A 24,426-nucleotide genomic window follows, 5' to 3' on the forward strand; every position below is an offset into this window, starting at 1 on the left:
GGCCGGGCATTTGCATACCCGGCCCCGCTATTTCACGACAGCGCGATGACTGTTTGATGACAGGTCACATTAATCTGCCATCACTCGTCGTTACTGCTTGGCCACCTTGGTGCTGGCGCTCAGGTAGTCGATCAGGATGCGACCGGTTTCCGAGAGGTAGGCGTCGTCTTCCGGCTTGGTGTTTTCGTCCTCGGCCGGCAGCGCGTCTTCGTCTTCCTTCTTCAGCTCCTTGAGCGGCTCTTCACCTTTGGCCTTGCGGCGGATGTTCTCCAGCGCCAGTTGCTTGGCCTCGATGTCATCGTGGCGGGCGCGGCGGTCCTGTTCGTTGAGGCTGACGGTTTTCTCGTTCATCAGCTTCTGGGTCAGGGCCAGGCGGTCACGGATGTAGGTGAACTCTGCATCCTTGTCGCTGCGCGCCTCATGCTGTGCCTTGAGCTGGGCCAGGTACGGCTTGAACGGGTCGGCCGCCGGCTTGACCACCGGGCGGATGGTGTCCCATGGCATGGCTTCGGGCAGGGCACTTTCGCCGATTTCCTTGGTGTCGATGATCGACGGGTAATCGATGTCCGGCAGCACGCCCTGATGCTGGGTACTCTGCCCGGAAACCCGGTAGAACTTGGCCAGGGTCAGTTTCAGCTCGCCGTGGTTGAGCGGCTGAATGGTCTGCACGGTGCCTTTGCCGAAGGTCTGGCCGCCGATGATCAACGCACGGTGGTAGTCCTGCATGGCGCCGGCGAAAATCTCCGAGGCCGAGGCCGAAAGGCGGTTTACCAGCAGCGCCAGCGGGCCTTTGTAGAAGGCGCCGGGGTTTTCGTCTTCCAGCACGTCCACACGGCCGTCGCTGTTGCGTACCAGCACGGTCGGGCCTTTTTCGATGAACAGGCTGGTCAGCTCGGTGGCTTCCTGCAGCGAGCCACCGCCGTTGTTGCGCAGGTCGATGACCACGCCGTCGACCTTTTCCTTCTGCAGCTCGGTGAGCAGTTTTTTCACGTCGCGCGTGGTGCTCTTGTACTCGGGGTCACCGGCACGGTAAGCCTTGAAGTCCAGGTAGAAGGCCGGGATTTCGATGATGCCCAGTTTGTAGTCACGCCCGTCCTGCTTGAGCTTGAGCACCGACTTCTTGGCTGCCTGCTCTTCAAGCTTCACCGCTTCGCGGGTGATCGAAACGATCTTGCTGGTCTGGTCGCTTGGCGCATTGCTGGCCGGGATGATCTCCAGGCGCACCACGGAGCCTTTCGGGCCGCGGATCAGCTTGACCACTTCGTCCAGGCGCCAGCCGACCACGTCGACCATTTCCTTGTTGCCCTGGGCCACGCCGATGATCTTGTCGGCCGGGGCCACCTGCTTGGTTTTGGCTGCAGGGCCTGCCGGCACCAGGCGCACGATCTTGACCTGGTCGTTGTCGCTTTGCAGCACCGCGCCGATGCCTTCGAGCGACAGGCTCATGTTGATGTCGAAGTTTTCGGCGTTGTCTGGCGACAGGTAGTTGGTGTGCGGGTCGTAGGACTGGGCAAAGGTGTTGATGTAGGCCTGGAAGATGTCTTCGGCACGGGTCTGGTCCAGGCGCGAAAGCTGGTTCTTGTAGCGCTTGGTCAGGGTTTCCTGAATCTGCTTGGGCTCTTTGCCGGCAATCTTCTGGCGCAACACTTCGTCTTTGACGCGCTTGCGCCACAGGTCGTCCAGTTCGGCCTGGTTCTTCATCCACGGGGCGTCCTTGCGGTCGATCAGCAAGGTTTCCTTGGTGGTGAAGTCCATCTTGTCGACGCCCTTGTTCAGCTCGGCCAGGGCAAAGTCCAGGCGCTGCTTCACGCGGTCCAGGTAGCGTTTGTAGATGGTGAAGCCAGGGTCGAGGTTGCCGCTTTTGAGGAAGTCGTCGAATTGCGTCTTCCACTTGTCGAACTCGGCAATGTCAGCCGCGGTGAAGTAGCTGCGGGCTGGGTCGAGCAGCTTGATGTAGCTGTCGTAGATGATCACCGAACGGGCGTCATCGAGCGGCGGTTTGCTGTAATGGTGGCGCTTGAGCAGCTCCACCACATTAAGGCTGGCGACGATTTCGTCGCGGTCCGGCTGCAGGCTGTCCCATTTGTTGGCGGCCGCCGCATTGCCGCCGAGCGCAAGGCTACCCAGGCCGATCATCAGGGCCAGGGCGGTGCTAGGTAGGTAATGCTTCATGCTGATTCGACGTGGAGGCAATTGATCACGCATAGTAGGCCGTCTTTTCCGTTGCCGGTTCCATGGAGCCGGACAAATACTGCAAAAAGCCTGGGGTAGGCATACCCCAGGCCCAGTCATGTGATTCAACTATGGAGGCACTGTGAAGGCATTGCAAGGCGTTGACGGACATGTGGCCTGGATCGAGGCCGAACGCCCGGCCTGTGACGCGGGGCAGGTACGCATTCGGGTGGCTGCCGCGGGGCTGAACCGCGCCGACCTGCTGCAAATGAAGGGGTTGTACCCGCCGCCGCCGGGGGCCAGCCCTTACATGGGCCTGGAGTGCGCCGGGGTGATCGAAGAAGTGGGTGCAGGGGCCGACTGGCGGGTGGGCGACCGTGTGTGCGCGCTGCTGGCCAGCGGTGCCATTGCGGAAGAAGTGGTGGTTGATGCCCGCCATGTCCTGCCCGTGCCCGAAGGCCTGAGCCTGCATGAAGCGGCGGCGCTTCCAGAGGTGTATGCCACCGCTTGGCTGAACATCTTCCAGCTCGGTGCAGTAAAGGCCGGGGAGAAGGTCTTGGTGCACGCGGGTGCCAGTGGCGTGGGCTCGGCGGCGATTCAGCTGTGCAAGGCGTTTGGCAACCCGGTGTATGTGAGCGTGGGGTCGCAGGAGCGCCTGAGCTATTGCGAAGCTTTGGGGGCTGCTGGGGGGGTGGTGCGCAACGAGAACCTCGATGCGCTGGAGGGCTTCGGGCCTTTCGATGTGATTCTCGACCCGGTCGGGGCCGGTTACGGGGAACTCAACCTCAAGCTGCTGGCGCGTGATGGGCGCTGGGTGATCATCGGCTTGATGGGTGGGCGCAAGTTCGAAGTGGACCTGGCACAGGTGCTGGGCAAGCGTCTGGAAATTACCGGCTCAACCCTGCGCAACCGTGACGACGGCTTTAAGGCCGAATTGCTGCGTGAACTGCAACAGCAGGTATGGCCGCTGTTTGCCGAGGGGCGGTTGTCGCCGCAGTTGGTCGATACCTACCCGGTTGAGTTTGCCCAGGCGGCGTATGCCGAGCTTGAGAGCAATCAGGTGTCGGGGAAGTTGGTGATGGTGATTGATCCGAGTTTGACTTAAGAAGATCAGGCCATATCGCGGCGGTCCGACGTCTCGGTGAATCCGCTCCTACAAGACGGATGCCGATCCTGTAGGAGCGGATTTATCCGCGATGAGGCCGGCACTGTTTCAGCTCCAGCTCAAGACCGGCCAGCCATGCTTCTCGGCATGTTCACGCAACACCGGGTCCGGGTTCACCGCCTTCGGATAATCCACCTTCTGCAACAACGGCAGATCATTGCGCGAGTCCGAATAGAAACTCGCCCCCTCCAGGTTCTCCTGCTCCTGGTCCAGCCACTCCAGCAACCGGGTGATCTTGCCTTCACGGTAAGTCAGCACCCCATGGGTCTTGCCGGTAAATACCCCGTGTTCCGCTTCCAGGTCGATGGCCAGATACTCGTCCACCCCCAGCCGCGCCGCAATCGGCCCTACCAGGTGCGAGCCCGAGGCCGAAATGATCAGGATGCGGTCCCCGTCATGGCGGTGCTGGGCAATGCAGCGGCAGGCATCGCCGTAAATGATCGGCTCGATCACATCCTCCACCCATGGCTCGATCAGGTGCTCGACTTCTTCCAGCGTACGCCCGGCAATCGGCTCCAGGCTGAAGGCCATGTAGTCCTCCATCCGCAGGTGGCCCCTGCCATAGGCGTCCATCAGCTCGCGGTCGCGGCGCAAGAAGCTTTCGCCGTCAACCCAGCCCAGCTTCACCATCTGCTCGCTCCACAGCGACGCGCAATCGCCGTGGATCAGGGTTTCGTCGAGGTCGAAAATTGCCAGTGCCATGCGTTGAATCTCCTTAAGCCACTTCCCGTAGCGCCGTGGGGTCGATCGACAAGGATACACGCTTGCCGTCGGCGTGAAGGTCGGCCGGCGAACGGTTGAGCACATCCACCACCAGCTCCACCTCGCGCACCTGCACCCGGTAGCGGATGACGTTGCCGAGCAGGCTGTGGCTGCGCACTTCGGCGTCCAGCTCGCCATTCAGGCCCAGGGTGATCGACTCGGGGCGGATCGCCAGGCGGCTGGCCACCGGGCGCTGCAACAGGCGGCTGGCGCTGTCGGCGTCGAGCAGGTTGTAGTTGCCGATAAAGCCTGCGGCAAACAGGTCGACGGGCGCGGTGTAGAGGGTTTCGGCGTCGCCGCTCTGGACGATGCGGCCCTGGTTCATCAGGAAGATGCGGTCAGACATGGTCAGCGCCTCTTCCTGATCGTGGGTAACGAAGATGGTGGTCAGCCCCAGCTCACGCTGGATCGCGCGGATTTGTTCGCGCAGGTGCTTGCGAATGCGCGCATCCAGCGCCGACAGCGGCTCGTCGAGCAGCAACAGGCGAGGGCGGGTGACCAGCGAGCGGGCCAGCGCCACGCGCTGGCATTGGCCACCGGACAGCTGGTGCGGGTAGCGCCCGGCAAAACTGCCCAGTTCCACCAGCTCCAGCGCTTCGCGCACTCGCGCCTGGCTTTCGTCGGCTTTGACCTTCTGCATGCGCAAGCCGAACGCCACGTTCTGCTCCACGGTCATGTTGGGGAACAGCGCGTAACTCTGAAACACCATGCCGATGCCGCGCTTTTGCGGGCTCAGCGGCACGATGTCCTGGCCATCGAGCATAATCTGCCCGCCGTCCACCGGGGTCAGCCCGGCGATGCAGCGTAGCAGGGTGGACTTGCCGCAACCGGAAGGGCCCAGCAGGGTGACGAATTCGCCGCGTTGGATCTGGCAGTCGATGTTTTCGAACACCGTGGTGCCGGCGTAGCGTTTGTGCAGTTTCTGTACGCTGACGAAGCTCATGTCAGGTTTTGTCCTTGTTCAAACGGTTGGCGACCCAGGTCAGCACCAGCACGAAGGCGAAGTACGAAATCACCAGCGCGCTGTTGAAGTGGCCACTGCTGTTGCGCATGTTGTTCAGGTACACCTGCAGGGTTTCGTAACGGGTGCCCACCAGCAGGTTGGCGAACACGAACTCGCCGAACAGGAACGAAAACGACAACAGCAACGCCACCATCAGGCCTTTGCGCAGGTTGGGCAGCACCACCAGCAAGGCGGCCTGCCAGGTACTGGCGCCCAGCAACTGGGCGGCGTCCATCAGGTCGCGCAGGTTGATGGCTTGCAGGTTGTTGGTGATGGCCCGGTACATGAACGGCAGGGCGACGGTGAAGTAGCAGCCGATGAGGATCCACGGCGTGCCGACCATGGCCATCGGCCCGCTGCCGTACAGCTGCAGCAAGCCCACCGACGACACCACTGGCGGCACCGCAAAAGGCAGCAGGATGAGGATGTTCATCAGCGCGTCGAGCTTGGGGAAGTGGTAGTGCACCACGAACAGCAACGGCAGGATGAGCACCACCGACAGCACCAGCGCACCCACGCACACCAGCAGCGATTGGCCGAAGGCGGCCAGAAAACGCGGCTCGCTCCACAGTGCCACGTACCATTTCAGGGTCAGGCCGCTGGGCAGCAGGCTGGCCGACCAGCTGGTGGCCAGCGAGTAGAGCAGGGTGCCGGCCAGTGGCAGCAGCAGGATCAGGAACAGCAGGTACACCACCACGCGGTGGTACAGGCTGGATTCAGCTCGCATGGTAGCTCCTTTTCAGCAGCCATTGATGCACCACGGTCACCAGCGTCATCAGGCCCACCAGCACCATGGCCAGGGCGCTGGCCAGGTTCGGGTCGAGGGTGATGTCACCGGCCACCAGCGCGGCAATGCGGATGGGCAGCACGTTGAAGTTGCCGGTGGTTAGGGCATACACCGTGGCATAGGCGCCCAGTGCGTTGGCCAGCAGAATGACGAAGGTGCCGAGCAGGGCAGGGGTCAGCACCGGCAGGCCGATGTGCCGCCAGAACTGCCAGTGGCTGGCGCCCAGCAACGCGGCGGATTCGCGCCAGTCTTCACGCAGGGCGTCGAAGGCCGGGTACAGCAACAGCACGCCCAGGGGGATCTGGAAGTAGGTGTACACCAGAATCAGCCCGCTCTTGGAGTAGATGCTGAAGTCTTCCAGCAGGCCTATTTGCTTCAGCAGCAAGGTCAGCGCGCCGTTGAAGCCGAGCAGGATGATGAAGGCAAATGCCAGCGGCACCCCGGAAAAGTTACTGGTCATATTGGCGAAGGCGCTGACGAAGTCGCGCAGGCGCGAGTCCACCTGGCGCAGCGAATAGGCACCCACGGTGGCAATCACGATGCCGAACAGGCTCGACCAGAAGCTGATCTCCAGGCTGCGTTGAAGTGCCTGCAGGTAGAACTTCGAGGCAAATACCTTGCTGAAGTTGTCCAGCCCCCAGCCCGCCTCCGATTGCAGGCTGTGGATCGCCACCCAGGCCAGCGGGGCGACCTGGAAGATGACGAAGAACACCACGAACGGCAGCAGGCACAGCAGGGCGAGGTAACGGCCACGGCTGCCGGCATTCACGCGAGCAACTCCCGGCACACGGTTTTGTCATGGGGCGCGCCCAGCAACTCGCAGATGGTGCCGCACAGTTCGGTTTGCAGGGGCTTGGCGGCCGGGTCCAGGCTGAAGGCATCGCCGAATACGAACAGCGGCACTTCGCGCTCTTCGGCCAGCAGCCCGTTGTGCGAGCGGTCGTTGTTCATGCCGTGGTCGGCGGTGACCAGCACCTGATAACCCTCTTCGAGCCAGCGTGGCAGGTAATCGGCCAGCAGGATGTCGGCGGTACGCGCGGCGTTGCGGTACTGGCTGCTGTCCAGGCCATGGCGGTGGCCGGTGTCGTCGATGCTCATCGGGTGCACCAGCAAGAAGTTGGGCGCGTGGCGGCGGCGCAGGTATTCGGCGTCGGCCAGCAGGTGCGAGTCGGGGTAGCGGTCGTCCCAGTAGAACAGCCCGTGCTGGATCGGCAGCTTTGGCGCGTGGGTATGGCGGTCGCGCTGTGGGTCGAAGGGCGAGCGGTTGTAAAGCTCGCTCATCCAGTGGTACGCCGCCGCCGCGGTGCCCAGGTTGGCCTCGCGGGCATAGTGGAACACGCTGCGCTGGTTGGACAGGCGGTTGACGTTGTTGTGCACGATGCCGCTTTCGATGGGCGGCACGCCGGTCAGGATGCACTCGTACAGCGGGCGCGACAGCGACGGCAGCTCGCATTCCACGCGGTACAGCGCGGCGCGGTCGGCTTCGACGTAGGCGTGCAGGTGGCCCATGGCGTGGTGGGCCACTTGGTGGTTGAGGCCGTCTAGCAAGACCAGGATGACGTTGTGGCTCATTCAATACTCCGTAGGGCAGCGGGGAGGGCTTCGCCCTCCTTTCGCGACACAAGGCCGCTCCCACAGGGACAGTGAAAACCTCTGGGGCGACGCTGGCCCTGTGGGAGCGGCCTTGTGTCGCGATGGGCTGCGCAGCAGCCCCGAATCAATCCTGCTTTACTCCATCTCGATAATCACCTGCTCCTGCCACATCTGCGGCAGTTTCTTCGATGTGGCTTCCCACGCCTCGGCATTCTTGATCGGCTGCGCCACCTTGTACTGCTCGTTCGGCAGCAACTTGGCTTGCACATCCGCCGGCAGGGTCAGGTGCTCGGCACGGATCGGCCGCGCATGCCCTTTGGCCAGGTTGATCTGCCCGGCATCGCTGAAGATGTACTCACGCGCAAGCTTGGCCGCATTCGGGTTTTTCGCGTACTTGTTGATGATGGTGGTGTAGCCGGAAATCACCGAACCATCAGCCGGGATCAGCACTTCGAAGCGCTTGGGGTCGATCTGCTCGCGGTAGCTCAGGCCGTTGAAGTCCCATACCACGCCCACTTCCACTTCGCCTTTTTCAAGGGTCTGGATGGTCGGGTTGGCCAGCGACAGGCGCTTTTGCTGGGCCAGCTTGGTAAACAGTTGCAAGCCCGGGGCGACGTTGGTTTCGTCACCTTTGTAGGCGATGGCGGCAGCCAGCACGCCATTGGCGGCCTGGGCGGCAGTGCCAACGTCACCGATAGCCACCTTGTACTTGCCTTTTTCCAGGTCGTGCCAGGTTTTCGGGCGTTCTTCTTCCTTCACCAGGTCTTTGTTGATGATGAAGGCGATGGTGCCGGTATAGGCCAAGGCCCAGTGGCCGTCCTTGTCCTTGGCCCAGGCGGGCACTTGGTCCCAGGTGCTGGGTTTGTAGGGCTGGGTTACGCCCTTGGCGGCGGCAATCGGGCCAAAGGCGGCGCCCACGTCGCCGATGTCGGCGCTGGCGTTGTCCTTCTCGGCTTCGAACTTGGCCACTTCCTGGGCCGAACTCATGTCGGTGTCGCTGTGCTTGAGGCCATACTTGCTGGCCAGGTCTTCCCAAGTGCCTTTCCAGTTGGCCCAGGCATCGGGCATGCCCACGCTGTTGACGGTGCCTTCCTTGCGGGCGGCGTCTTCCAGTGCCTTGAGGTCCGCGGCCATGGCCGAGGTGCAGAACGCGATAGCCGAACCGAGCAGTGACGCCATGAAGAACTTTTTCATCCGTAGCTCCTGGTGGTGGGTGCCTGTAGCGGTTGTTGTTATGCAGGGGACCTTTGGTCTAGGTCAGCAAACCTTGAGCCAAGGTAGGCCGGTTGCGTGACAATTTGATGTAGGGAAGGCCTGAGCCCGGCGCCCGGGCTTCCTGAACGTACAGCGTAGACCACAACCAAAGCCGCGATTTTGCTGCGCTGGCCCGCTTCTGGCATCGGCTTGTACAAGCCTCTGTCACAGGATGTTCATCAGCCCTGCCTAGGCTTGCACTATCCTCCACTTGCCCCTTTATGGGGCTGGACTAGTCCAGATAGGTAACCTTTGATGCAATCCACGCCACCGCGAGCGGTAACAGCCATCTGCCATGCCTTGCAGGAGCAGATCGAGCACGGCCTGCTGGCGCCGGGCGGCAAGCTGCCAGCCGAACGCAAGCTCAGCGAGGTGTTTGATACCACCCGCATCACCCTGCGCGAGGCGCTGGTGCAGTTGGAGGCCCAGGGGCTGATCTACCGCGAAGAGCGGCGCGGCTGGTTCGTGGCACCCCAACGGCTGACCTACGACCTGATCGAGCGCAGCCACTTCCATGCGATGGTGCGCAACCAGGGGCGGGTGGCCAGTACCGAGTTGCTGTCGGCGCGGTTGCAGCCAGCCTCGGCGGCCATTTGTGCGCGCCTGCAGTTGCCGGCGTTATCGAGCGTGGTGCGCATCTGTCGGTTGCGGCGCATTGACGGGCGGGCAGTGCTGTATGCCGAGCATTACCTCAACCCGAAGTACTTCCCCGGCATCCTTGAACAGGACCTGGCGCAATCACTGACCGAAATTTATGGCCGGGCGTACGGCATTCAGTACGGGCAAGTGTGTTTCGAGATCCTGCCCACGGCGTTGCCCGTGGAGGCAGCCGCAGCATTGAAGGTGTCAACCGGCAGCCCTGGGTTGCATATCACCCGGGTCAACAGTGATCAGCACGGGCACCTGATCGACTGTGACCTGGAGTACTGGCGCCATGATGCGATCCGCATTAGAGCACAGGCGGGGTGAGCCCTAACTGGACGTATTGCCCTCAGCCATGGCGCCCCCACCAGCCGTCACCACCTGCACCGACAAGCGCGGCGTCGCCAGGTCCACCCCGGCCTCATCCATCTGCCGCTTCAACGCCAGGTTGAACGCCCGCGAAACCTCCCACTGCTTGATTGGCGCGGTCTTGAACCGTGCCCGCAAGATCGCCGACCCCGACTCGAAACTCTCCACCCCCTGCAACTCCAGCGGCGACCAGATGTTGCGGCGCATCAGCGGGTCATTGCGCAGCTTCTGCCCCACCTCGCGGATCAGCTTGATGGCCTGGTCGATGTTCATGCTGTGCGGGATCGCCACGCGGAAAATCGCGTAGCCGAACTCCCGCGAGTAGTTCTTGATGCTCTTGATCTCACTGAACGGGATGGTGTGCACGATGCCGTCGATGTCACGCAGGCGCACGGTGCGGATGGTCAGGCCCTCGACCGTGCCCAGGTGCCCGCCCACGTCCACGTAGTCATCGATGGCCAGCGAGTCTTCGATGATGATGAACAGCCCGGTGATCAGGTCGGCCACCAGCGATTGCGCGCCAAAACCGATGGCCAGGCCGATCACACCGGCACCGGCCAGCAGTGGTGTGACGTTCATGCCCATGTTGGCCAGTGCAACGATGACCGCAATGATGAAAATGGCCACGAACATCACGTTGCGGATCAGCGGCATCATGGTTTGCGCGCGGGCGTTGGCCAGGCCCCGGCGTGAACGCACCAGCGCGTGGTGCACGGCGGTGTCGGCAAGGATCCACACCAGCCAGGCGGCAATCAGCGTGCCGGCCAGGCCCAGCAGGCGCACGCTCACTTCATGGCCTTCGCCCTCGGCGAAGCTGATCATCGACAAACCCCATACCCGCAGGCCCAGTTCGATGAACAGCAGCCAGATGCCCAGGTGCACCAGCGCATAGGCGAAATTGCTCAGGCGCTCGGCGTACACTGCCTGGCGCTTGTTGCTTTTGGGCTTGGCGGCATGGCGCCGCACCAGGCCGTTGAGCACCATGCACACCACCACCAGCACCGTGCACATCAGCGACTGGCGCAGGGCAGTGCTGGTGTCGCCGGCCGAAACGAACGTGGCGAACAGCGAAATGGCCACCAGGATCATGGCCGGTACGAACCAGAAGCTGCCGAGGATTTCGATGGTGTCGCTCAGGGTGCGGCGGGTCAGGCGGCGGTCCAGCGGCTGGTTGCGGATCAGGTGAGCGATCGGGCGGCGGAAGCGCAAAATGAACAGGCCCGTGCACAAGGCAGCAATCACGTTGGCCAGGGTGGCCAGGCCATGGGCCAGGTGGGTGCCCAGCGCGCTGGTCATGCGTGGGTCGCTCATGGCTTCACCGAACGCGGCGAAGCTGCCGATCAGCCACAGCGGGCGGAACGCCTGGTGGCGCAGGATGTACAGCGCCCGGTGGCGGTGCGGGCCGTCGAGCAGCGAAAAGGCGATGACGCAGATGGCCGAGAAGCAGGTGCCCACCACCAGCGCGTAGGCCAGCACCATGGCCAGCGACTTGCCCAGTGATGGCGGCAGGGCGAAGCTCAGGTACACGGTGAACACCAGCGCCACCAGCCACGGCCCCAGCTTGCGCAGGGCAAAGCGCACCAGGTCCCAGGTGCGCGGGTGTTGGGGCAACTCTTCACTCAGGCCAAAGCGCACTCGTACCCGGTGGCCGATCCAGTTGAAGGCGTAGGCCAGCAGGCTCCACACCGCGATGACCGCCGCGAAGCCGAACAGAATCGCCGGCCACTGGTGCACCGGCACCACCAGCGCGGCGAGTTCCTCCTGGGCCTGGCTGATTTCCTCGGACCAGCGGTAGAACGGGCTGGCATCGCCGCTGAACTGTTTTTCAAGATCATGCAGGGCGCCGCCAATCAGCCCCAGCACGCCTTGTTCGACGGTGGGTTGCGATTGCTTGGTGGCGTCGCGCAGTTTTTTCAGGTCGGCCAGCAGCTTGGCGCGTTGCTGGTCGTTTTCCAGGTTCTTGATCACCTCGTCCAGCGATTTGCCCAGCGGCTCGGTGGCCTCGGGCTGGGCAGGTGTGCTGGAGCCGAGCAGGCCAGGCAGGCCCGCGGCGTGTGCCGGGGTGATGAACAGAAACAGCAGCAGGGCAAGGCAACGCAGGAGGGCAGGCACCGGGAAATCTACCTCAGGTCAAACGATTGACCGAGTGTAGAGGTTTATGACGGCAGTTTCTCCAGGATCTTCCAGCAGGTGAGGCCGAAGATGCCCAGGGTGCCGATCCACATCATCAGTACGCCGATGTTGCGCTCGCGCAGGCTGAAGCCGATGGTCAGCAGCATCAGGAACAGAAACACCGGCACGAACAGTGACAGGAACGGGGACATGGGCAGCAATCCTTTTGCTTTGGGGCATGTCATAAGCATAGCGGTGGGTGTAGGCCTGTGCCGGCCTCTCGCGGATAAATCCGCTCCTACACGGGCTCTGTAGGAGCGGATTTATCCGCGAGAGGCCGGCCCCGCCTACATCAAACTCACGGCAATTCGCGGCTGCGGTAAAACGCTGTCAACACCTTCACCAGGTGCGCCAGGTCATGGCTGCCACACAGCTCGCGAATCGAATGCATGGCGAACGTCGGCAACCCGATGTCCACCGTGCGCACCCCCAGGTGGCTGGCCGTGATCGGCCCGATGGTCGAGCCACAGCCCATGTCGCTGCGCACCACAAAGCTCTGCACCGGCACTTCTTCGGCCATGCATAGGTGGCGGAAGAAGCCCGCCGTTTCGCTGTTGGTGGCGTAGCGCTGGTTGTTGTTGACCTTGATCACCGGCCCGGCATTAAGCTTGGGCCCGTGGTTGCCGTCGTGCTTGTCGGCATAGTTGGGGTGCACGCCATGGGCGTTGTCGGCCGAGACCATCAGCGAGCGCTGGATGGTGCGCACGTAGGCGTCGCCGTCCGGCAGCAGGCGCTGCAGGGTCTGCTCCAGCATCGGGCCATCGGCGCCGCAGGCCGAGCAGCTGCCGACTTCTTCGTGGTCGTTACACACCAGCACGCAGGTTTCGTCACTGTCGGCCGCCAGCAGCGCTCGCAGGCCGGCAAAGCACGACAGCAGGTTGTCCAGGCGGGCGCCGGCGATGAAGTCACCGTTCAGGCCAATCTGCGCAGCGTCCTGGGTGTCGTAGAAGCTCAGCTCGTAATCCAGTACCACGTCGGCGTTCAGGTCATGCTCGCGGGCCAGTTGCTCGGTGAGCACGGCGCGGAAGTCGATGCGCTCGTCGCCGGCCACCTGGGCCAGAATCGGCGGCAGCTCGTTCTGCGGGTTGATCTGCCAGCCTTCGTTGGCGGTGCGGTTGAGGTGGATCGCCAGGTTGGGGATGATCGCGATCGGCAGCTTGAAGTCGATCAGCTGGCTCTCGACTTTGCCATCACGGCGGAAGGTAACCCGCCCCGCCAGCGACAGGTCGCGGTCGAACCACGGCGCCAGCAGCGCGCCGCCATACACTTCAACACCCAGTTGCAGGAAGCCCTGGCGCTGCAGCTCGGGCTGCGGTTTCACCCGCAGGCACGGGCTGTCGGTGTGTGCGCCGACCATGCGGATGCCGTTCAGCAGCGGGGCTTGCAAGCCCCGCTTGATGGCGATGATCGAGGAATCGTTGCGGGTGACGTAGTAGCGCCCGCCGGGCACCGTGGCCCAGCTGTCACGCTCGTCCAGGCGCTGGTAGCCGGCAGCTTCCAGGCGCTGGGCCAGGCTGGCGGTGGCGTGGAAGGGCGTCGGGGAGGCCTTGAGGAATTCGATCAGGCCGGTATTCAGTGCTTCGCGCATAGCTCACTCCAGACAGCAGTGGCGCGAGTTTAGCGCAGATGGTTACAAATTTGTGTGGGCTTGATCGCGGCTGAAGCCGCTCCTACAACCAACGTGTAATCGATGGACTCGCCCCCGCCGAGGCATCACAGTGCCACGGTGGCGTTCGAAGAAGCCAACGGCAGCGAGGGCGAGACCATGAAAAAGCATAGTTCGAAGCACGATTCCCTGTCTTCCACTGATGTGGAGCTTTGCACAACCATCTGCGTAGACTTGGCCAAACAGGTCTTCCAGTTAGCAGGCGAGGATGCTACCGGTCGGGTGATCTACGAAGATCGCATCAAATCCCGACAGGCTTTCCATGATTTCCTACTCAAGGTGCCAGTGACGGTAACTGTCTTGATGGAGTGTGGTCCGGGTGCGCAAGCCTGGGCCAGGTTGCTGCAGGCCAAGGGTAATCCGGTTCGCATTCTGCCTGCGCAACGCGTGGCCGAGCACCGCAGTGGCGCCAAGAACGACCGTAACGACGCTCATGCCATTTTGCGCGCTGGTCGCGACAGCAGCATCGCCTCGATACCGGTCAAGAGCACCACAGCACTGACTATTCAGGCGCTGCACCGTATCCGGCGCGGCAACATCAAGCGACATACAGCGCTGGGTAATCAGATGCGTGGCTTGCTGCTTGAGCATGGTGTATCCATGCCCCAAGGTGATACCGCGATCAGTACACATGTACCGCGAGCTCTTGAGGATGCCTCCTTGCCCCTGCCTGATTTGTTGCGCGAGTTGCTCGATGAACTGCTAGCTGACTGGCTCTTTCTGAGTGAGCGCATTGCGACGCTAAGTGCGCGGCTCGAAGCGACAGCCCAAGAGGATAAGGTCGCACAACGGTTGATCACCATTCGTGGTGTCGGCCCCATCATCGCCACGGCGATCGTGGCGAAAGAGACAGAACCTGCACGCTTCGCCAGTGGCCGGATGTTTTCTGCTTTCTTCGGTGTCGTGCCCGACCAGCACAGCAGCGGAAACAAAATCAGGCTGGGCAGAATGAGCAAGCGAGGTGACGGCTACATACGCAGCTTGATGATTCAAGGCGCGCATGCTGTCTTGAGTCAGCTAAAGCCTGATTCCGATCAGCCAGATGATCGCCGCCTCTTGCGCTGGCTATCCCGCCTTGGGCGCAAGGAGGCGGCGATCAGACTGGCTAATCGAAATCTGCGCATTATTTGGTCACTGCTGCAAAGTGATCAGGTTTATCAACGCAAACCGAAAGGTCATGAGGAGGCTGCCATGAGCAGCTGATCAACCGAGCAATGCCACCGGGGCGCTGCGCGCCCCAACCCCTGCTAGTGAACATTGCCCCTTGGTAAGACCGTCGCAGAGAAATGCCTCCGCTCCTACAGGCCCGGCAACATTATGGCCTCAATGTAAACGGCAAACTGCGAGCTCACCACGATGTTGGCCAGAAGCGAAAAGCTTCCTCGAATAGGCCTGATACATAGATGCAACCGGGTTCCTATGTTCAAAAAGCAGCTAGACAGTGTGGGCGAGTCCATACATAGGAGCGGCTTCAGCCGCGATGCAGGCAACACCGATTCAGAACGGCGCAGGGCACTCGAACTTCAACCGCTCCCCGGAAACCGGGTGGGTAAAGCTCAGCATCGACGCATGCAGGCACAAGCGCTCATGGGCCGCCAGCGCTTGCGGGTTGGCATACAAACGGTCACCCAGCAGCGGGTGGCCGATCGACAGCATGTGCACGCGCAACTGGTGCGAACGGCCGGTGATCGGCGTCAGCTCAACCCGGCAGTAATCGCCACAACGCTCGACGATGCGCCAGAAGGTCAGCGCGTGCTTGCCCTGTTCGTGGTCCACCACATGCCGAGGCTTGGTGGGCGGGTCGTAGCGCAGGGGCAGGTCGATGCTGCCGCTGTCCAGCGCGGGTTGGCCCCAGCACAGCGCGGTGTAGGCTTTTTCGGTTTCGCGGTCGTGGAACTGGCGCGACAGCTCGCGGTGGCTGTCGGCATCGCGGGCCAGCAGGATGATGCCGGAGGTTTCCCAGTCCAGGCGGTGCACGATCAGTGCATCCGGGTAGCCGTTTTCCTGCAGGCGGGTGATCAGACAGTCCTTGTTGTCCTCGGCGCGGCCGGGGACCGACAGCAGCAGGGTCGGCTTGTTGATCACCAGGATGGCGGCGTCTTCGTGGAGGATCTGGATGTTTGACAGCGGCATTGCGGGGTCTCTATTGAGAAAGTTGGGGCCGCTTTGCGGCCCAATCGCGACACAAGGCCGCTCCCACATGGAGTATGCATTCCCCCTGTGGGAGCGGCCTTGTGTCGCGATTGGGCTGCAACGCAGCCCCAACGATCAAAACCGAATCAACGATCCGGCAAAGTAATGTTCAGCTCCAGAATCGAGCAGCTGCCCTGGTTTTCCAGCTCGATGTGCACATCATCGTTGCCGATGTTCACATACTTGCGGATCACTTCGAGCAGTTCTTTCTGCAGCGCCGGGAGGTAGTCCGGCTCGCTGCGCTGGCCGCGCTCATGCGCCACGATGATCTGTAGACGCTCTTTCGCTACCGACGCGCTGGTCTGTTTCTGTCTGCCACGAAAGAAGTCAAAAAGGTTCATGGTTTATTTACTCCCGAAAATGCGCTCGAAGAATCCCTTCTTCTGTACGTCGATGAAGCGCATCGGCTTCTCTTTGCCCAACAGGCGATCGACGGTGTCGCTGTACGCCTGGCCGGCATCGCTCTGGTCGTCGAGGATGACCGGGATACCCTGGTTGGAGGCCTTGAGCACGGCCTGGGACTCAGGGATCACACCACGCAGTTTGATCGCCAGGATCTCTTCGACGTCGGCAATGCTGAGCATTTCGCCGCGCTCGACGCGCTCCGGGTTGTAGCGGGTGATCAGCAGGTGTTCCTTGATCGGCTCTTCGCCGGCTTCCGAGCGGCGCGACTTGCTCGACAGGATGCCCAGCATGCGGTCGGAGTCACGTACCGAGGACACTTCCGGGTTGGTCACGACGATGGCTTCGTCGGCGAAGTACATCGCCAGGTGCGCGCCCTTCTCGATACCGGCCGGGGAGTCGCAGATGACGAATTCGAACTCGTTTTTGAGCTCCATCAGCACCTTTTCGACGCCTTCCTGGGTCAGCGCGTCCTTGTCACGCGTCTGGCTGGCGGCCAGCACGTACAGGTTTTCGAGGCGCTTGTCCTTGATCAGGGCCTGCTGCAGGTTGGCTTCGCCGTTTACCACGTTGACGAAGTCGTACACCACGCGGCGTTCGCAGCCCATGATCAGGTCGAGGTTACGCAGGCCCACGTCGAAGTCGACGATGACAGTCTTGTGGCCACGCAGTGCGAGGCCGGTACCGATGGCGGCGCTGGTGGTGGTCTTGCCCACACCCCCCTTGCCGGAAGTAACCACGAGAATCTTGGCCAAGGTGTTTCACCCCTAAATAAGTCGGGACAGGCGTCCCAGCAAAATGCAAAAAATGGCAACAGATGAAAAAGTTGCTCTAAAAATGACGGCAAGTATCCGTTAAAGGCGGGTGATGTTCAACACATCACCGGACAGGCTGACTTGCACGCCGGCGCCCCACAGCGGGTCGCGGCGCAGGTCTTCGCACACCCGGTACTGGCCGGCGATCGAGACCATTTCGGCGGTCATCTGCTGGCAGAAGATACGGGCCCGGGTGTTGCCTTTGATGCCGGCCAGCGCCCGGCCGCGCATGGCGCCGTACACATGGATGTTGCCATCGGCCAGAAGTTCCGCGCCCGGGCTGACCGAAGCGGTGACGATCAGGTCGCCGCCCTGGGCGTAAATCTGCTGCCCACCGCGTACCGGTGAGGTGATGATGCGGGTCGGGCGCACTTCCGGCTCGGGCGCGGGCGCGGGCGCAGGCGCAGGGGCTGGCTCGGGCTTTTTCACCTCGGGCTCGGGCTCCAGCGGCCTTTCGCGGGCACCGGATGGCGGCAGCACCGGCAGATCGATGGCGATGGCGGCGGCAATGTCCTCGATGCGGTTGGCGCGGATGGCCAGCGTGCGCAGGCCGTGGTGGCGGCAGATGCGCATCAGCCCCGGCAAGTCGATGGCCCCTTCGCCGGCCGGCAGCTTGTCCAGGGCCAGCACCAGCGGCGTGTTGCTGAAGAAATTGGGGGCCTGAGCCACTTTCGCCGCCAATTGGCGGTCGAGGGCTTCCAGGTCGTTGCGGCCCAGTTCCAGCACGGTGATGGCGAGCATGCTGCCCTTGAGCTGGAACACGGAGGCGGAGTCGGGTGTTGGGTTTGTGCTCATGGTCTGCATAGACGGCTTGTTGCGAAAAAAGTGCCCTGACTTATAACGATAAGACCGGTTGGCCGCAACCGGCACCGAACCGATGTAGAATGCACGGCCTTTGTCTTACCGGAAGCTTCAATGGAACGCCCGCGTTTTCGACCCTACTTTTTCCACCCCAGGTTTTGGGGCCTGTGGCTGGGCCTGGGCCTGCTGTGGCTGGTGGTGCAGTTGCCCTACCGCGCCCTGCTGTGGCTCGGCGCTGCCCTGGGCGCGTTGATGTACCGCGTGGCCGGCGAGCGCAGGCGTATTGCCGCGCGCAACCTGGAGCTGTGCTTCCCGGAGCTGTCGGCTGACGAACGGCGCCGTTTGCTCAAGGCCAACTTCGCCTCCACCGGCATTGCGTTCTTCGAAATGGCCATGAGCTGGTGGTGGCCCAAGGCCAGGCTGGCGCGCCTGGCGCACATCGAAGGCATCGAGCACCTGCAGGCTGCGCAGCAGGCCGGGCAGGGGGCCATCCTCATGGCCGTGCACTTCACCACCCTGGAAATCGGCGCCGCCTTGCTGGGCCAGGCCCACACCATCGACGGCATGTACCGCGAGCACGGCAACCCGCTGTTCGACTTCATCCAGCGCAGTGGCCGCGAGCGGCACAACCTCGATTCGCTGGCGGTGGAGCGTGAGGACGTACGCGGCATGCTCAAGCTGCTGCGTTCGGGCCGGGCAATCTGGTATGCGCCGGATCAGGACTATGGCGCCAAGCAAAGCCTGTTTGTGCCGCTGTTCGGCATCCCGGCGGCCACTGTCACTGCCACCACCAAGTTTGCCCGGCTGGGCAAGGCACAGGTGATTCCGTTCACCCAGAAGCGCCTTGAAGACGGCAGCGGCTATCGTTTGGTGATTCATCCGCCGCTGGAAGATTTCCCGGGGGAAAGCGAAGAGGCGGATTGCCTGCGCATCAACCGGTGGATCGAAGGGGTGTTGCGCGAGTGCCCGGAGCAGTATCTGTGGGCGCACCGGCGGTTCAAGTCGCGCCCTGATGGGGCGCCGCGGCTGTATGAGAAAAAGAAGCGGTAATAACAGCTAACCAGGGAAGACCCGATGACCCCAACCACCGGCCTGATCCTTTCCGGTGGCGGCGCCCGCGCCGCCTATCAGGTCGGTGTGCTGGCTGGCGTCGCCGAACTGTTGCCACCCGGTGCCCACAACCCGTTCCCGGTCATCGTCGGCACTTCGGCCGGGGCCATCAATGCTGTGACCCTGGCCAGCGGTGCCACCCGCTTTGGGGAAGCCGTAAAGAGCCTGACTGCCTTTTGGCAAAACCTGAGCAGCCACCTGGTGCTGCGCAGCGACTGGCCCGGGGTTATCCGCCAAGCCAGCCGCTTCGTCGGCCACAGCCTGCTGGGCCTTGGCGGGCAAGCCCCGGTGGCCCTGCTCGACAGCAGCCCGCTGCGCACATTGCTGGCATCGCACCTGCACCTGGACGGCATCGGCCATGCCCTTGCAGCCGAGCAATTGCGCGCTGTTGCAGTCACCGCGTTCGGCTACGAGTCCGGCCAGGCAGTGACCTTTTATCAGGGCCGCGGCACCATCGATGCCTGGCTGCGTCACCGACGCATCGGCGTGCCGACGCCGCTGACCATCGACCACTTGCTGGCCAGCGCGGCCATCCCGCTGTTGTTCGCCCCGGTACGGCTGGGTGACGAGTACTACGGCGATGGTGCCGTGCGCCAGTCGGCACCGATCAGCCCAGCGTTACACCTGGGGGCCAGCCGGGTGCTGGTGGTTGGGGTGAGTGGCAACCCGCAGCGGCCGGCGGCGCCGGTGGCGGCCCCACGGGTGTTCAGCGGCCAGCAGCCAAGCCTGGCGCAGATTGGTGGGCATATGCTCAACAGCACGTTCATTGACAGCCTTGAAGATGACATCGAGCTGTTGCAGCGGCTCAACCACCTCAGCCACCTGCTGCCCGCGCACCTGGATGCCCGGCGCTTGGGCCTGGCACCAATCGATGTGCTGGTGGTGGCGCCCAGCCAGCCGCTGGACGAGATCGCCGCGCGGCACCGGCGCGAGTTGCCGGCGGCGCTGCGCCTGTTTTTGCGCGGGCCAGGGGCGACGCGAACCAGCGGGGCGGGGGTGTTGAGTTATTTGCTGTTCGAGGCGAGCTATTGCAGTGAACTGATCGAGTTGGGGCGGCGGGATGCGCTGGCCAAAAAACGCGAGCTCAGCCAGTTTCTGGGGATTTGATGTTGCCTGCGCGGGCCTCTTCGCGGGTAAACCCGCTCCCACAGAGACCGAACCGGTCTCGAGGCTGTCTAGTCCCTGTGGGAGCGGGTTTACCCGCGAAGAGGCCGGCCCTGCTTACTCGGCTATCTGCAATTTGCGCGCCTGTGTATACACATACCGCACCTTCTCGTACTCGAACGGCGAGTTCATCTGCCCATACCGGAATTTGGTGGTATAGCGCTTGTCCACCACCTGCAATGCCAGGATTTCCGGGTGGTCGGTGGTGGTTTCAGGCATGTTGAGGAAGTTCACCGCCTGCTCGCCGGCATAGTCCACCACCAGCCCGGTGGTATCACGCAGGTTCGACGGCCCGAACAACGGCAGCATCAGGTATGGCCCTTCCGGCACACCATAAAAGCCCAAAGTCTGGCCAAAATCTTCACTCTGGCGCGGCAGGCCCATCTTGGTGGCCGGGTCCCATAACCCGCCCACCCCAATGATGGTGTTGAACAGCAGGCGCGCGGTGATTTGCCCCGAGCGTTTGGCTTTCAACTGCAGCACGCTGTTGAGCAGGTTGGGCACGTCACCCAGGTTGTTGAAGAAGTTGCTCACACCGGTACGCACGAAGCTCGGCGTGACGTATTGGTAGCCATCGACCAGCGGCAGCAGCACCCATTGGTCCAACCGGTAGTTGAAGTGGTAGATGCGTCGGTTCATCGACTCCAGCGGGTCGTAGATGTTCAGCGCGGTCAGGGTGGAACGCTCAAACTCGCGCTGGTCCAGCCCGGGGTTGAATTTCAGTTCGCGCAGCGGGTCGATGAAGCCGTCGGCCTCTGGTTGCAGGGGCGCCGCGGTAACCTGCGGGTCGGCCTCGACCACGCTGGCCCGGGGAGCGGTCTCTTCGGCCAGGGCATTGCCAGCGGCGAGCAGGGCGGTGACGAGCAGCAATTTGTTAACCACGGAAGAACTCCAGCATGGCGTCGCTGTTGACGCGGTAATTGAGGTTGCCGCAATGGCCGCCATGGGGGTAAAGGGTCAGGCGATCGCCGAACACCCGGCGCAGGAACCCGATGTCGCCAGGGCCCAGAATCACATCATCAGCGTTGTGCATTACCGCCACTTTCGGGCTGTTGTGCAGGTAGTCTTCCAGGGCATACAGGCTGGTCTGGTTGATCAGTTGCAGGATGCTGCCACCGTCGGTGCGGGCGCGCCACATGGGGATCACCTGCTCGGTCAGGTAACAGTCGAAGTCACACTGCAGCGCCCGCTTGAAGAACGGCGTGAGGCTGCTGCCCTCGGTAATCGGGAACTTCGGCGGGATGATCAGGCCGCGGCGGTTGATCAGGTCGGAGGTGAAGGCGATATCGGCCGCCGAGAAGCGGAACGAGGTGCCGATCAGCATGGCCATCTGCTCGTTGGACAAGTGCTGGCGCGATTGCTGGAAGTCGTACAGCAGGGCGTCATTCAGGTCGATGTAGCCTTTGTCCTGGAAGTAACGGGTGAGCTTTTCCAGCATCAGTTCGTAAAAGGTGGTGCTGCGGTCGATGCCCTTGACCTGGGTTTGCACCAGTTTGTCGAGGTTGGTGATCGAGGTGTACAGGTTGACCGGCGGGTTCAGCAGCAGCACGCGCTTGAAGTTGAAGCTGCGGCGGGTTTCATCCAGGTGGCTGACGAATGCCGCATCCAGCGCACCCAGGCTGTAGCCGGTGAGGTAGAAGTCGCTGACCGGCAGGCGCGGGTGCTGGGCACGCACGGCCTGCATCACGCGGTACATGTCTTCGGCGTCTTCCTTGCTCACCCCGGGGGTGGCGAAGCGCGAGGCGGCGCTCATGAAGTCCCAGCTGGTGGGCGACGACAGTTGCACCACGTGGTAGCCGCCCTTGTAGAAGAGCTTTTTGAGGTATTCGTTGATGCTGCTCGAATACGGCGCCCCGGTGCCGGCGATGATGAAGATCAGTGGCGCCTCGTGGTCCTGACGGGCCAGGCGGTATTTGAGCTTTTTGACTGACCAGAAGTTGTCGGGCAGCGTGAACTCGCGCTCCGGGCGCAGGCTGAGGCTGTAATCGGCCTGGTCGATCTCGTCGTCGCTGGGCAACGCCGGGCGCTGTTCGGGCGGCGTGGTGGCGATGGTCGCCTCGAACGGGTTGGTCAAGGGGAAGCCGTAGCTGGCGGCGTCGATGTCCCGCGCCGAAGCGGTTGCAGCCATCAGCAGGCCGCCAAGAAGGGCGACAAGGCGCCAGGATCGAAGCATGTATTCCCCCGGAAAAGTACTCGAGCAAAGTCAGGCTATGACCACGGTGGTATCGGCAAAGTTGCCAAGTGCCGTGGTCTTTGGTGTGCTTGTTATCAGCAAGGTAGCTGTCTGGCAGTGATTTTGCCTTACATCGGGCCTGGGCAATCATGCACTGTTTCGATTACCGGTATTGGAGATTGGGATGTCTCGTTGGCTGTTGCTGTTTCTGGCGCTGTGGCTCGCGGCCAGCTATGGCGTGCGCTATGGGTTGATGGAGGATGGCCGCTGGGTCGGGCTTTGCGCCGTGCCCGGGGAATATTGGCAGTGCCAGGTGCGGGCGTGGCTGGGGTTGGGTATTCACTACCAAGTGCTGGCCTGGGCCGGGTTGGGGGCAGCCTTGCTGGCCCAAGTGGTCAAAGGGCCTGCCGGGTGGTGGCTGGCGCTGGTGGCCTTGGCGTTCGGGGTGCCGGCGTTGGTGCTGTACACCGCCAGCATCGCGGTGTTCGCGGTGGTGTTGGCCGGGTTGCGGCTGGTACGCGCTTGAGGCCCTCAGGCCTTGCGCCGACTTCGCCATAACGCAACCGTCATCATCATGCTTACCACCGCCCAGCCCCAGGCCTGCTGGCTTTGCAGCCCTTCGCGATACAACTGCGGCAGCACGCCGGCCCCGATGATACAGGCCAGCAGCGTTACCTCCGCCCGGCTGGCCACCACCGGCCGCAACAGGTAAACCAGCGCTGGCAAGGCCAACGCCGGGGTAGGGAAGCTGCGATAACGCGGGTCGAACACCATCGCCAGCATGCTCACCGCAGCGGCAAACCCCGTCGCCAGCAGCATCCAACCCGCTTGGGCCTCGAACCAGGCAAACAGGCGCTGGCGCCAGCCGTCACGCTTGGCCAGCCCCAGCACGCCGTGCAGCAGTACCAGCAGGTTCAGCATGGCCAGCGCCACTGCCCACACCCATTCCCCGGCAAACCGCGCGTGGGTGCGCATCAATTCCCCCCACAACCCGAGGCAACCTGCGCCAAACGCGGCGAGCAACGGCAGCAGCAGAGCGGCCAACGGGGTGGCGGGGCGCCCGGCCAGCATCAGCATCATGCCCATCAGTGCAAGGGTGGCCAGCAACCACTGGGGCCAGTAGGCCAAATTGCTTACCGGCCCTTCGAGCACGCCCTTGTCTTGCCGGTCGGCATCGTAAAGCCCCCAATAACCGCCTACGGCCCCTTCGCTGGCGCGCTTCCAGGGTTGGTCGAACGCCTCGATCAGGTTGTACTGCCAGCCGTTGGCCTCGGCCATGGCAACAAACCCACGGATAAAGCGCGCTTCGTTGGCGCGGCTGGGGACGGCGGTTTCTCGCTGTCGGCCTTCACTGGGCCAGCCGGTTTCGCCAATCACGATACCCTTGGGTGCAAAGCGTTCGCCGAACTCCCGGCGCACGTCGGCAACATGGGCCAGCGCGTCGTCAATGCCGCGTGGGTCGTCCTCCCAATAAGGCAGCAGGTGGATGGTGAGAAAGTCCACCGCCGGGGCAATTTGCGGGTGCTGTAGCCAGAACTCCCAGACGTCGGCATAGGTCACCGGTACCTTTACCTGGCTTTTGACTTTGCTGATCAACCCGGCCAGTCGCTCGCCGGTGACCTCTTTGCGCAGCAGGGTTTCGTTGCCGACGATGACCGCACTGACGACGTCCGGGTTGGCGTTGGCAGAGTCAATCAGCAGCCCCACTTCTTGTTCGGTAATCACCGGGTCGGCACTGACCCAAGCCCCGAGCATCACCTTCAGCCCATGCTTGCGCGCCAACGCCGGTATCGCTTCAAGGCCGGTCATCGAATACGTGCGGATGCACTGAAATCGCTCGGCCAGCAGTGCCAGGTCGGCATCCATGCGCGCCGGGCGCAGGCGAAACGGCTGGTCGAAGGGCGACTGGTCCTTGTCGAACGGGGTGTAGGAAGCGCACTGCAACTTGTGCGTGGGGCTGGCCGCATCGGGCAGGTGCACCGGCTTGCCAAGCCCGTACCAGAGCGCCCCGAGGCCGGCAGCGGCCAGCAGGCAGGCGAGCAGGTACAGCGGCAGCAGGCGGGCGGCGTGGGGCATCGGGCGGTCCATCGTCAGGTGCAAAGCGATAGATAGTAGCCCGGCGCCAATCCTTTGGCATGCAAGGATCGCGCAGAGCTGCCCGCCACAGTGCCGCTAATGGCACA

The 24,426-nt window shown here is 62.9% G+C and carries 23 protein-coding genes; 6 read left to right on the top strand and 17 right to left on the bottom strand.

The window, feature by feature from the left end:
• Positions 1-90: 90 nt before the first annotated feature.
• Positions 91-2,172 carry a carboxy terminal-processing peptidase gene (locus PVV54_RS06530; RefSeq protein WP_274909151.1) on the bottom strand — a complete coding sequence of 694 codons (2,082 nt, stop codon included), beginning with the start codon at positions 2,170-2,172 and terminating at the stop codon, positions 91-93.
• Positions 2,173-2,314: 142 nt separating this feature from the next.
• Here PVV54_RS06530 and PVV54_RS06535 point away from each other — a divergent pair, with 142 nt between their 5' ends.
• Positions 2,315-3,277 (top strand): NAD(P)H-quinone oxidoreductase, encoded by a 963-nt coding sequence (locus tag PVV54_RS06535; protein ID WP_274909152.1) that lies wholly within the window; start codon positions 2,315-2,317, stop codon positions 3,275-3,277.
• Between the two features lie 108 nt (positions 3,278-3,385).
• Here PVV54_RS06535 and PVV54_RS06540 read toward each other — a convergent pair whose 3' ends face one another.
• The 6 genes from PVV54_RS06540 to PVV54_RS06565 all read right to left on the bottom strand — a co-directional run bounded on the left by PVV54_RS06540 (position 3,386) and on the right by PVV54_RS06565 (position 8,676).
• Positions 3,386-4,039, bottom strand: a complete 654-nt coding sequence (locus tag PVV54_RS06540) for an HAD family hydrolase (protein WP_274909153.1) — start codon at positions 4,037-4,039, stop codon at positions 3,386-3,388.
• Positions 4,040-4,052: 13 nt separating this feature from the next.
• The gene (locus PVV54_RS06545) at positions 4,053-5,042 is read right to left on the bottom strand and encodes an ABC transporter ATP-binding protein (protein ID WP_274909154.1); all 990 of its coding nucleotides are present in this window, start codon (positions 5,040-5,042) and stop codon (positions 4,053-4,055) included.
• A gap of 1 nt (position 5,043) precedes the next feature.
• Positions 5,044-5,829, bottom strand: a complete 786-nt coding sequence (locus PVV54_RS06550) for an ABC transporter permease (RefSeq protein ID WP_274909155.1) — start codon at positions 5,827-5,829, stop codon at positions 5,044-5,046.
• The gene (locus tag PVV54_RS06555; RefSeq protein WP_274909156.1) at positions 5,819-6,658 is read right to left on the bottom strand and encodes an ABC transporter permease; all 840 of its coding nucleotides are present in this window, start codon (positions 6,656-6,658) and stop codon (positions 5,819-5,821) included. Before PVV54_RS06555 ends, PVV54_RS06550 begins: the two co-directional genes overlap by 11 nt.
• Positions 6,655-7,461 (bottom strand): alkaline phosphatase family protein, encoded by an 807-nt coding sequence (locus PVV54_RS06560; RefSeq protein ID WP_274909157.1) that lies wholly within the window; start codon positions 7,459-7,461, stop codon positions 6,655-6,657. Before PVV54_RS06560 ends, PVV54_RS06555 begins: the two co-directional genes overlap by 4 nt.
• A 156-nt stretch (positions 7,462-7,617) precedes the next feature.
• Positions 7,618-8,676 (bottom strand): ABC transporter substrate-binding protein, encoded by a 1,059-nt coding sequence (locus PVV54_RS06565; protein WP_274909158.1) that lies wholly within the window; start codon positions 8,674-8,676, stop codon positions 7,618-7,620.
• 315 nt (positions 8,677-8,991) lie between these two features.
• On the opposite strand from PVV54_RS06565, the gene PVV54_RS06570 reads away from it, so the two are divergent.
• Positions 8,992-9,705 carry a UTRA domain-containing protein gene (locus tag PVV54_RS06570; protein ID WP_274909159.1) on the top strand — a complete coding sequence of 238 codons (714 nt, stop codon included), beginning with the start codon at positions 8,992-8,994 and terminating at the stop codon, positions 9,703-9,705.
• Between the two features lie 3 nt (positions 9,706-9,708).
• On the opposite strand, the gene PVV54_RS06575 is transcribed toward PVV54_RS06570, so the two are convergent.
• From PVV54_RS06575 to PVV54_RS06585, 3 genes are all read right to left on the bottom strand, one after another.
• Positions 9,709-11,859 carry a mechanosensitive ion channel family protein gene (locus PVV54_RS06575; RefSeq protein WP_274909160.1) on the bottom strand — a complete coding sequence of 717 codons (2,151 nt, stop codon included), beginning with the start codon at positions 11,857-11,859 and terminating at the stop codon, positions 9,709-9,711.
• Between the two features lie 44 nt (positions 11,860-11,903).
• Positions 11,904-12,071, bottom strand: a complete 168-nt coding sequence (locus PVV54_RS06580) for a hypothetical protein (RefSeq protein ID WP_170929313.1) — start codon at positions 12,069-12,071, stop codon at positions 11,904-11,906.
• Between the two features lie 146 nt (positions 12,072-12,217).
• The gene (locus PVV54_RS06585) at positions 12,218-13,507 is read right to left on the bottom strand and encodes a M18 family aminopeptidase (protein WP_274909161.1); all 1,290 of its coding nucleotides are present in this window, start codon (positions 13,505-13,507) and stop codon (positions 12,218-12,220) included.
• Positions 13,508-13,729: 222 nt separating this feature from the next.
• On the opposite strand from PVV54_RS06585, the gene PVV54_RS06590 reads away from it, so the two are divergent.
• Positions 13,730-14,788 (top strand): IS110 family transposase, encoded by a 1,059-nt coding sequence (locus PVV54_RS06590; RefSeq protein ID WP_274910394.1) that lies wholly within the window; start codon positions 13,730-13,732, stop codon positions 14,786-14,788.
• A gap of 294 nt (positions 14,789-15,082) precedes the next feature.
• Here the strand turns inward: PVV54_RS06590 and PVV54_RS06595 are convergent, their stop codons facing one another.
• The 4 genes from PVV54_RS06595 to minC form a co-directional block, all read right to left on the bottom strand.
• Positions 15,083-15,718, bottom strand: coding sequence for an RluA family pseudouridine synthase (locus PVV54_RS06595; RefSeq protein ID WP_274909162.1), 636 nt, complete (start codon positions 15,716-15,718; stop codon positions 15,083-15,085).
• A 146-nt stretch (positions 15,719-15,864) separates the two neighbouring features.
• On the bottom strand, positions 15,865-16,119 hold the full coding sequence (gene minE, locus PVV54_RS06600) for a cell division topological specificity factor MinE (protein WP_003252572.1): 255 nt from the start codon (positions 16,117-16,119) through the stop codon (positions 15,865-15,867).
• 3 nt (positions 16,120-16,122) lie between these two features.
• Positions 16,123-16,935 (bottom strand): septum site-determining protein MinD, encoded by an 813-nt coding sequence (gene minD, locus PVV54_RS06605; protein WP_274909163.1) that lies wholly within the window; start codon positions 16,933-16,935, stop codon positions 16,123-16,125.
• Positions 16,936-17,034: 99 nt separating this feature from the next.
• A complete protein-coding gene (minC, locus tag PVV54_RS06610; RefSeq protein ID WP_274909164.1) occupies positions 17,035-17,799 on the bottom strand; it encodes a septum site-determining protein MinC in 765 nt (254 codons plus the stop codon).
• 111 nt (positions 17,800-17,910) lie between these two features.
• Between minC and PVV54_RS06615 the strand changes: the two genes are divergently transcribed.
• Together PVV54_RS06615 and PVV54_RS06620 are read left to right on the top strand one after the other, a co-directional pair.
• Complete coding sequence (locus PVV54_RS06615) at positions 17,911-18,846, top strand: lipid A biosynthesis lauroyl acyltransferase (protein WP_274909165.1); 936 nt, start codon at positions 17,911-17,913, stop codon at positions 18,844-18,846.
• A gap of 24 nt (positions 18,847-18,870) precedes the next feature.
• A complete protein-coding gene (locus PVV54_RS06620) occupies positions 18,871-20,013 on the top strand; it encodes a patatin-like phospholipase family protein (RefSeq protein ID WP_274909166.1) in 1,143 nt (380 codons plus the stop codon).
• Between the two features lie 114 nt (positions 20,014-20,127).
• Here PVV54_RS06620 and PVV54_RS06625 read toward each other — a convergent pair whose 3' ends face one another.
• Both PVV54_RS06625 and PVV54_RS06630 read right to left on the bottom strand, forming a co-directional pair.
• The gene (locus tag PVV54_RS06625) at positions 20,128-20,952 is read right to left on the bottom strand and encodes an MlaA family lipoprotein (RefSeq protein ID WP_274909167.1); all 825 of its coding nucleotides are present in this window, start codon (positions 20,950-20,952) and stop codon (positions 20,128-20,130) included.
• On the bottom strand, positions 20,945-22,243 hold the full coding sequence (locus tag PVV54_RS06630) for a serine/threonine protein kinase (RefSeq protein WP_274909168.1): 1,299 nt from the start codon (positions 22,241-22,243) through the stop codon (positions 20,945-20,947). Before PVV54_RS06630 ends, PVV54_RS06625 begins: the two co-directional genes overlap by 8 nt.
• Before the next feature lie 184 nt (positions 22,244-22,427).
• Between PVV54_RS06630 and PVV54_RS06635 the strand changes: the two genes are divergently transcribed.
• The gene (locus PVV54_RS06635; RefSeq protein WP_274909169.1) at positions 22,428-22,769 is read left to right on the top strand and encodes a hypothetical protein; all 342 of its coding nucleotides are present in this window, start codon (positions 22,428-22,430) and stop codon (positions 22,767-22,769) included.
• A gap of 5 nt (positions 22,770-22,774) precedes the next feature.
• Here the strand turns inward: PVV54_RS06635 and PVV54_RS06640 are convergent, their stop codons facing one another.
• A complete protein-coding gene (locus tag PVV54_RS06640; protein ID WP_274909170.1) occupies positions 22,775-24,331 on the bottom strand; it encodes a glycoside hydrolase family 17 protein in 1,557 nt (518 codons plus the stop codon).
• Between the last annotated feature and the right edge of the window lie 95 nt (positions 24,332-24,426).

Source organism: Pseudomonas sp. PSKL.D1 (assembly GCF_028898945.1).
In the GTDB taxonomy this organism is placed as follows: domain Bacteria; phylum Pseudomonadota; class Gammaproteobacteria; order Pseudomonadales; family Pseudomonadaceae; genus Aquipseudomonas.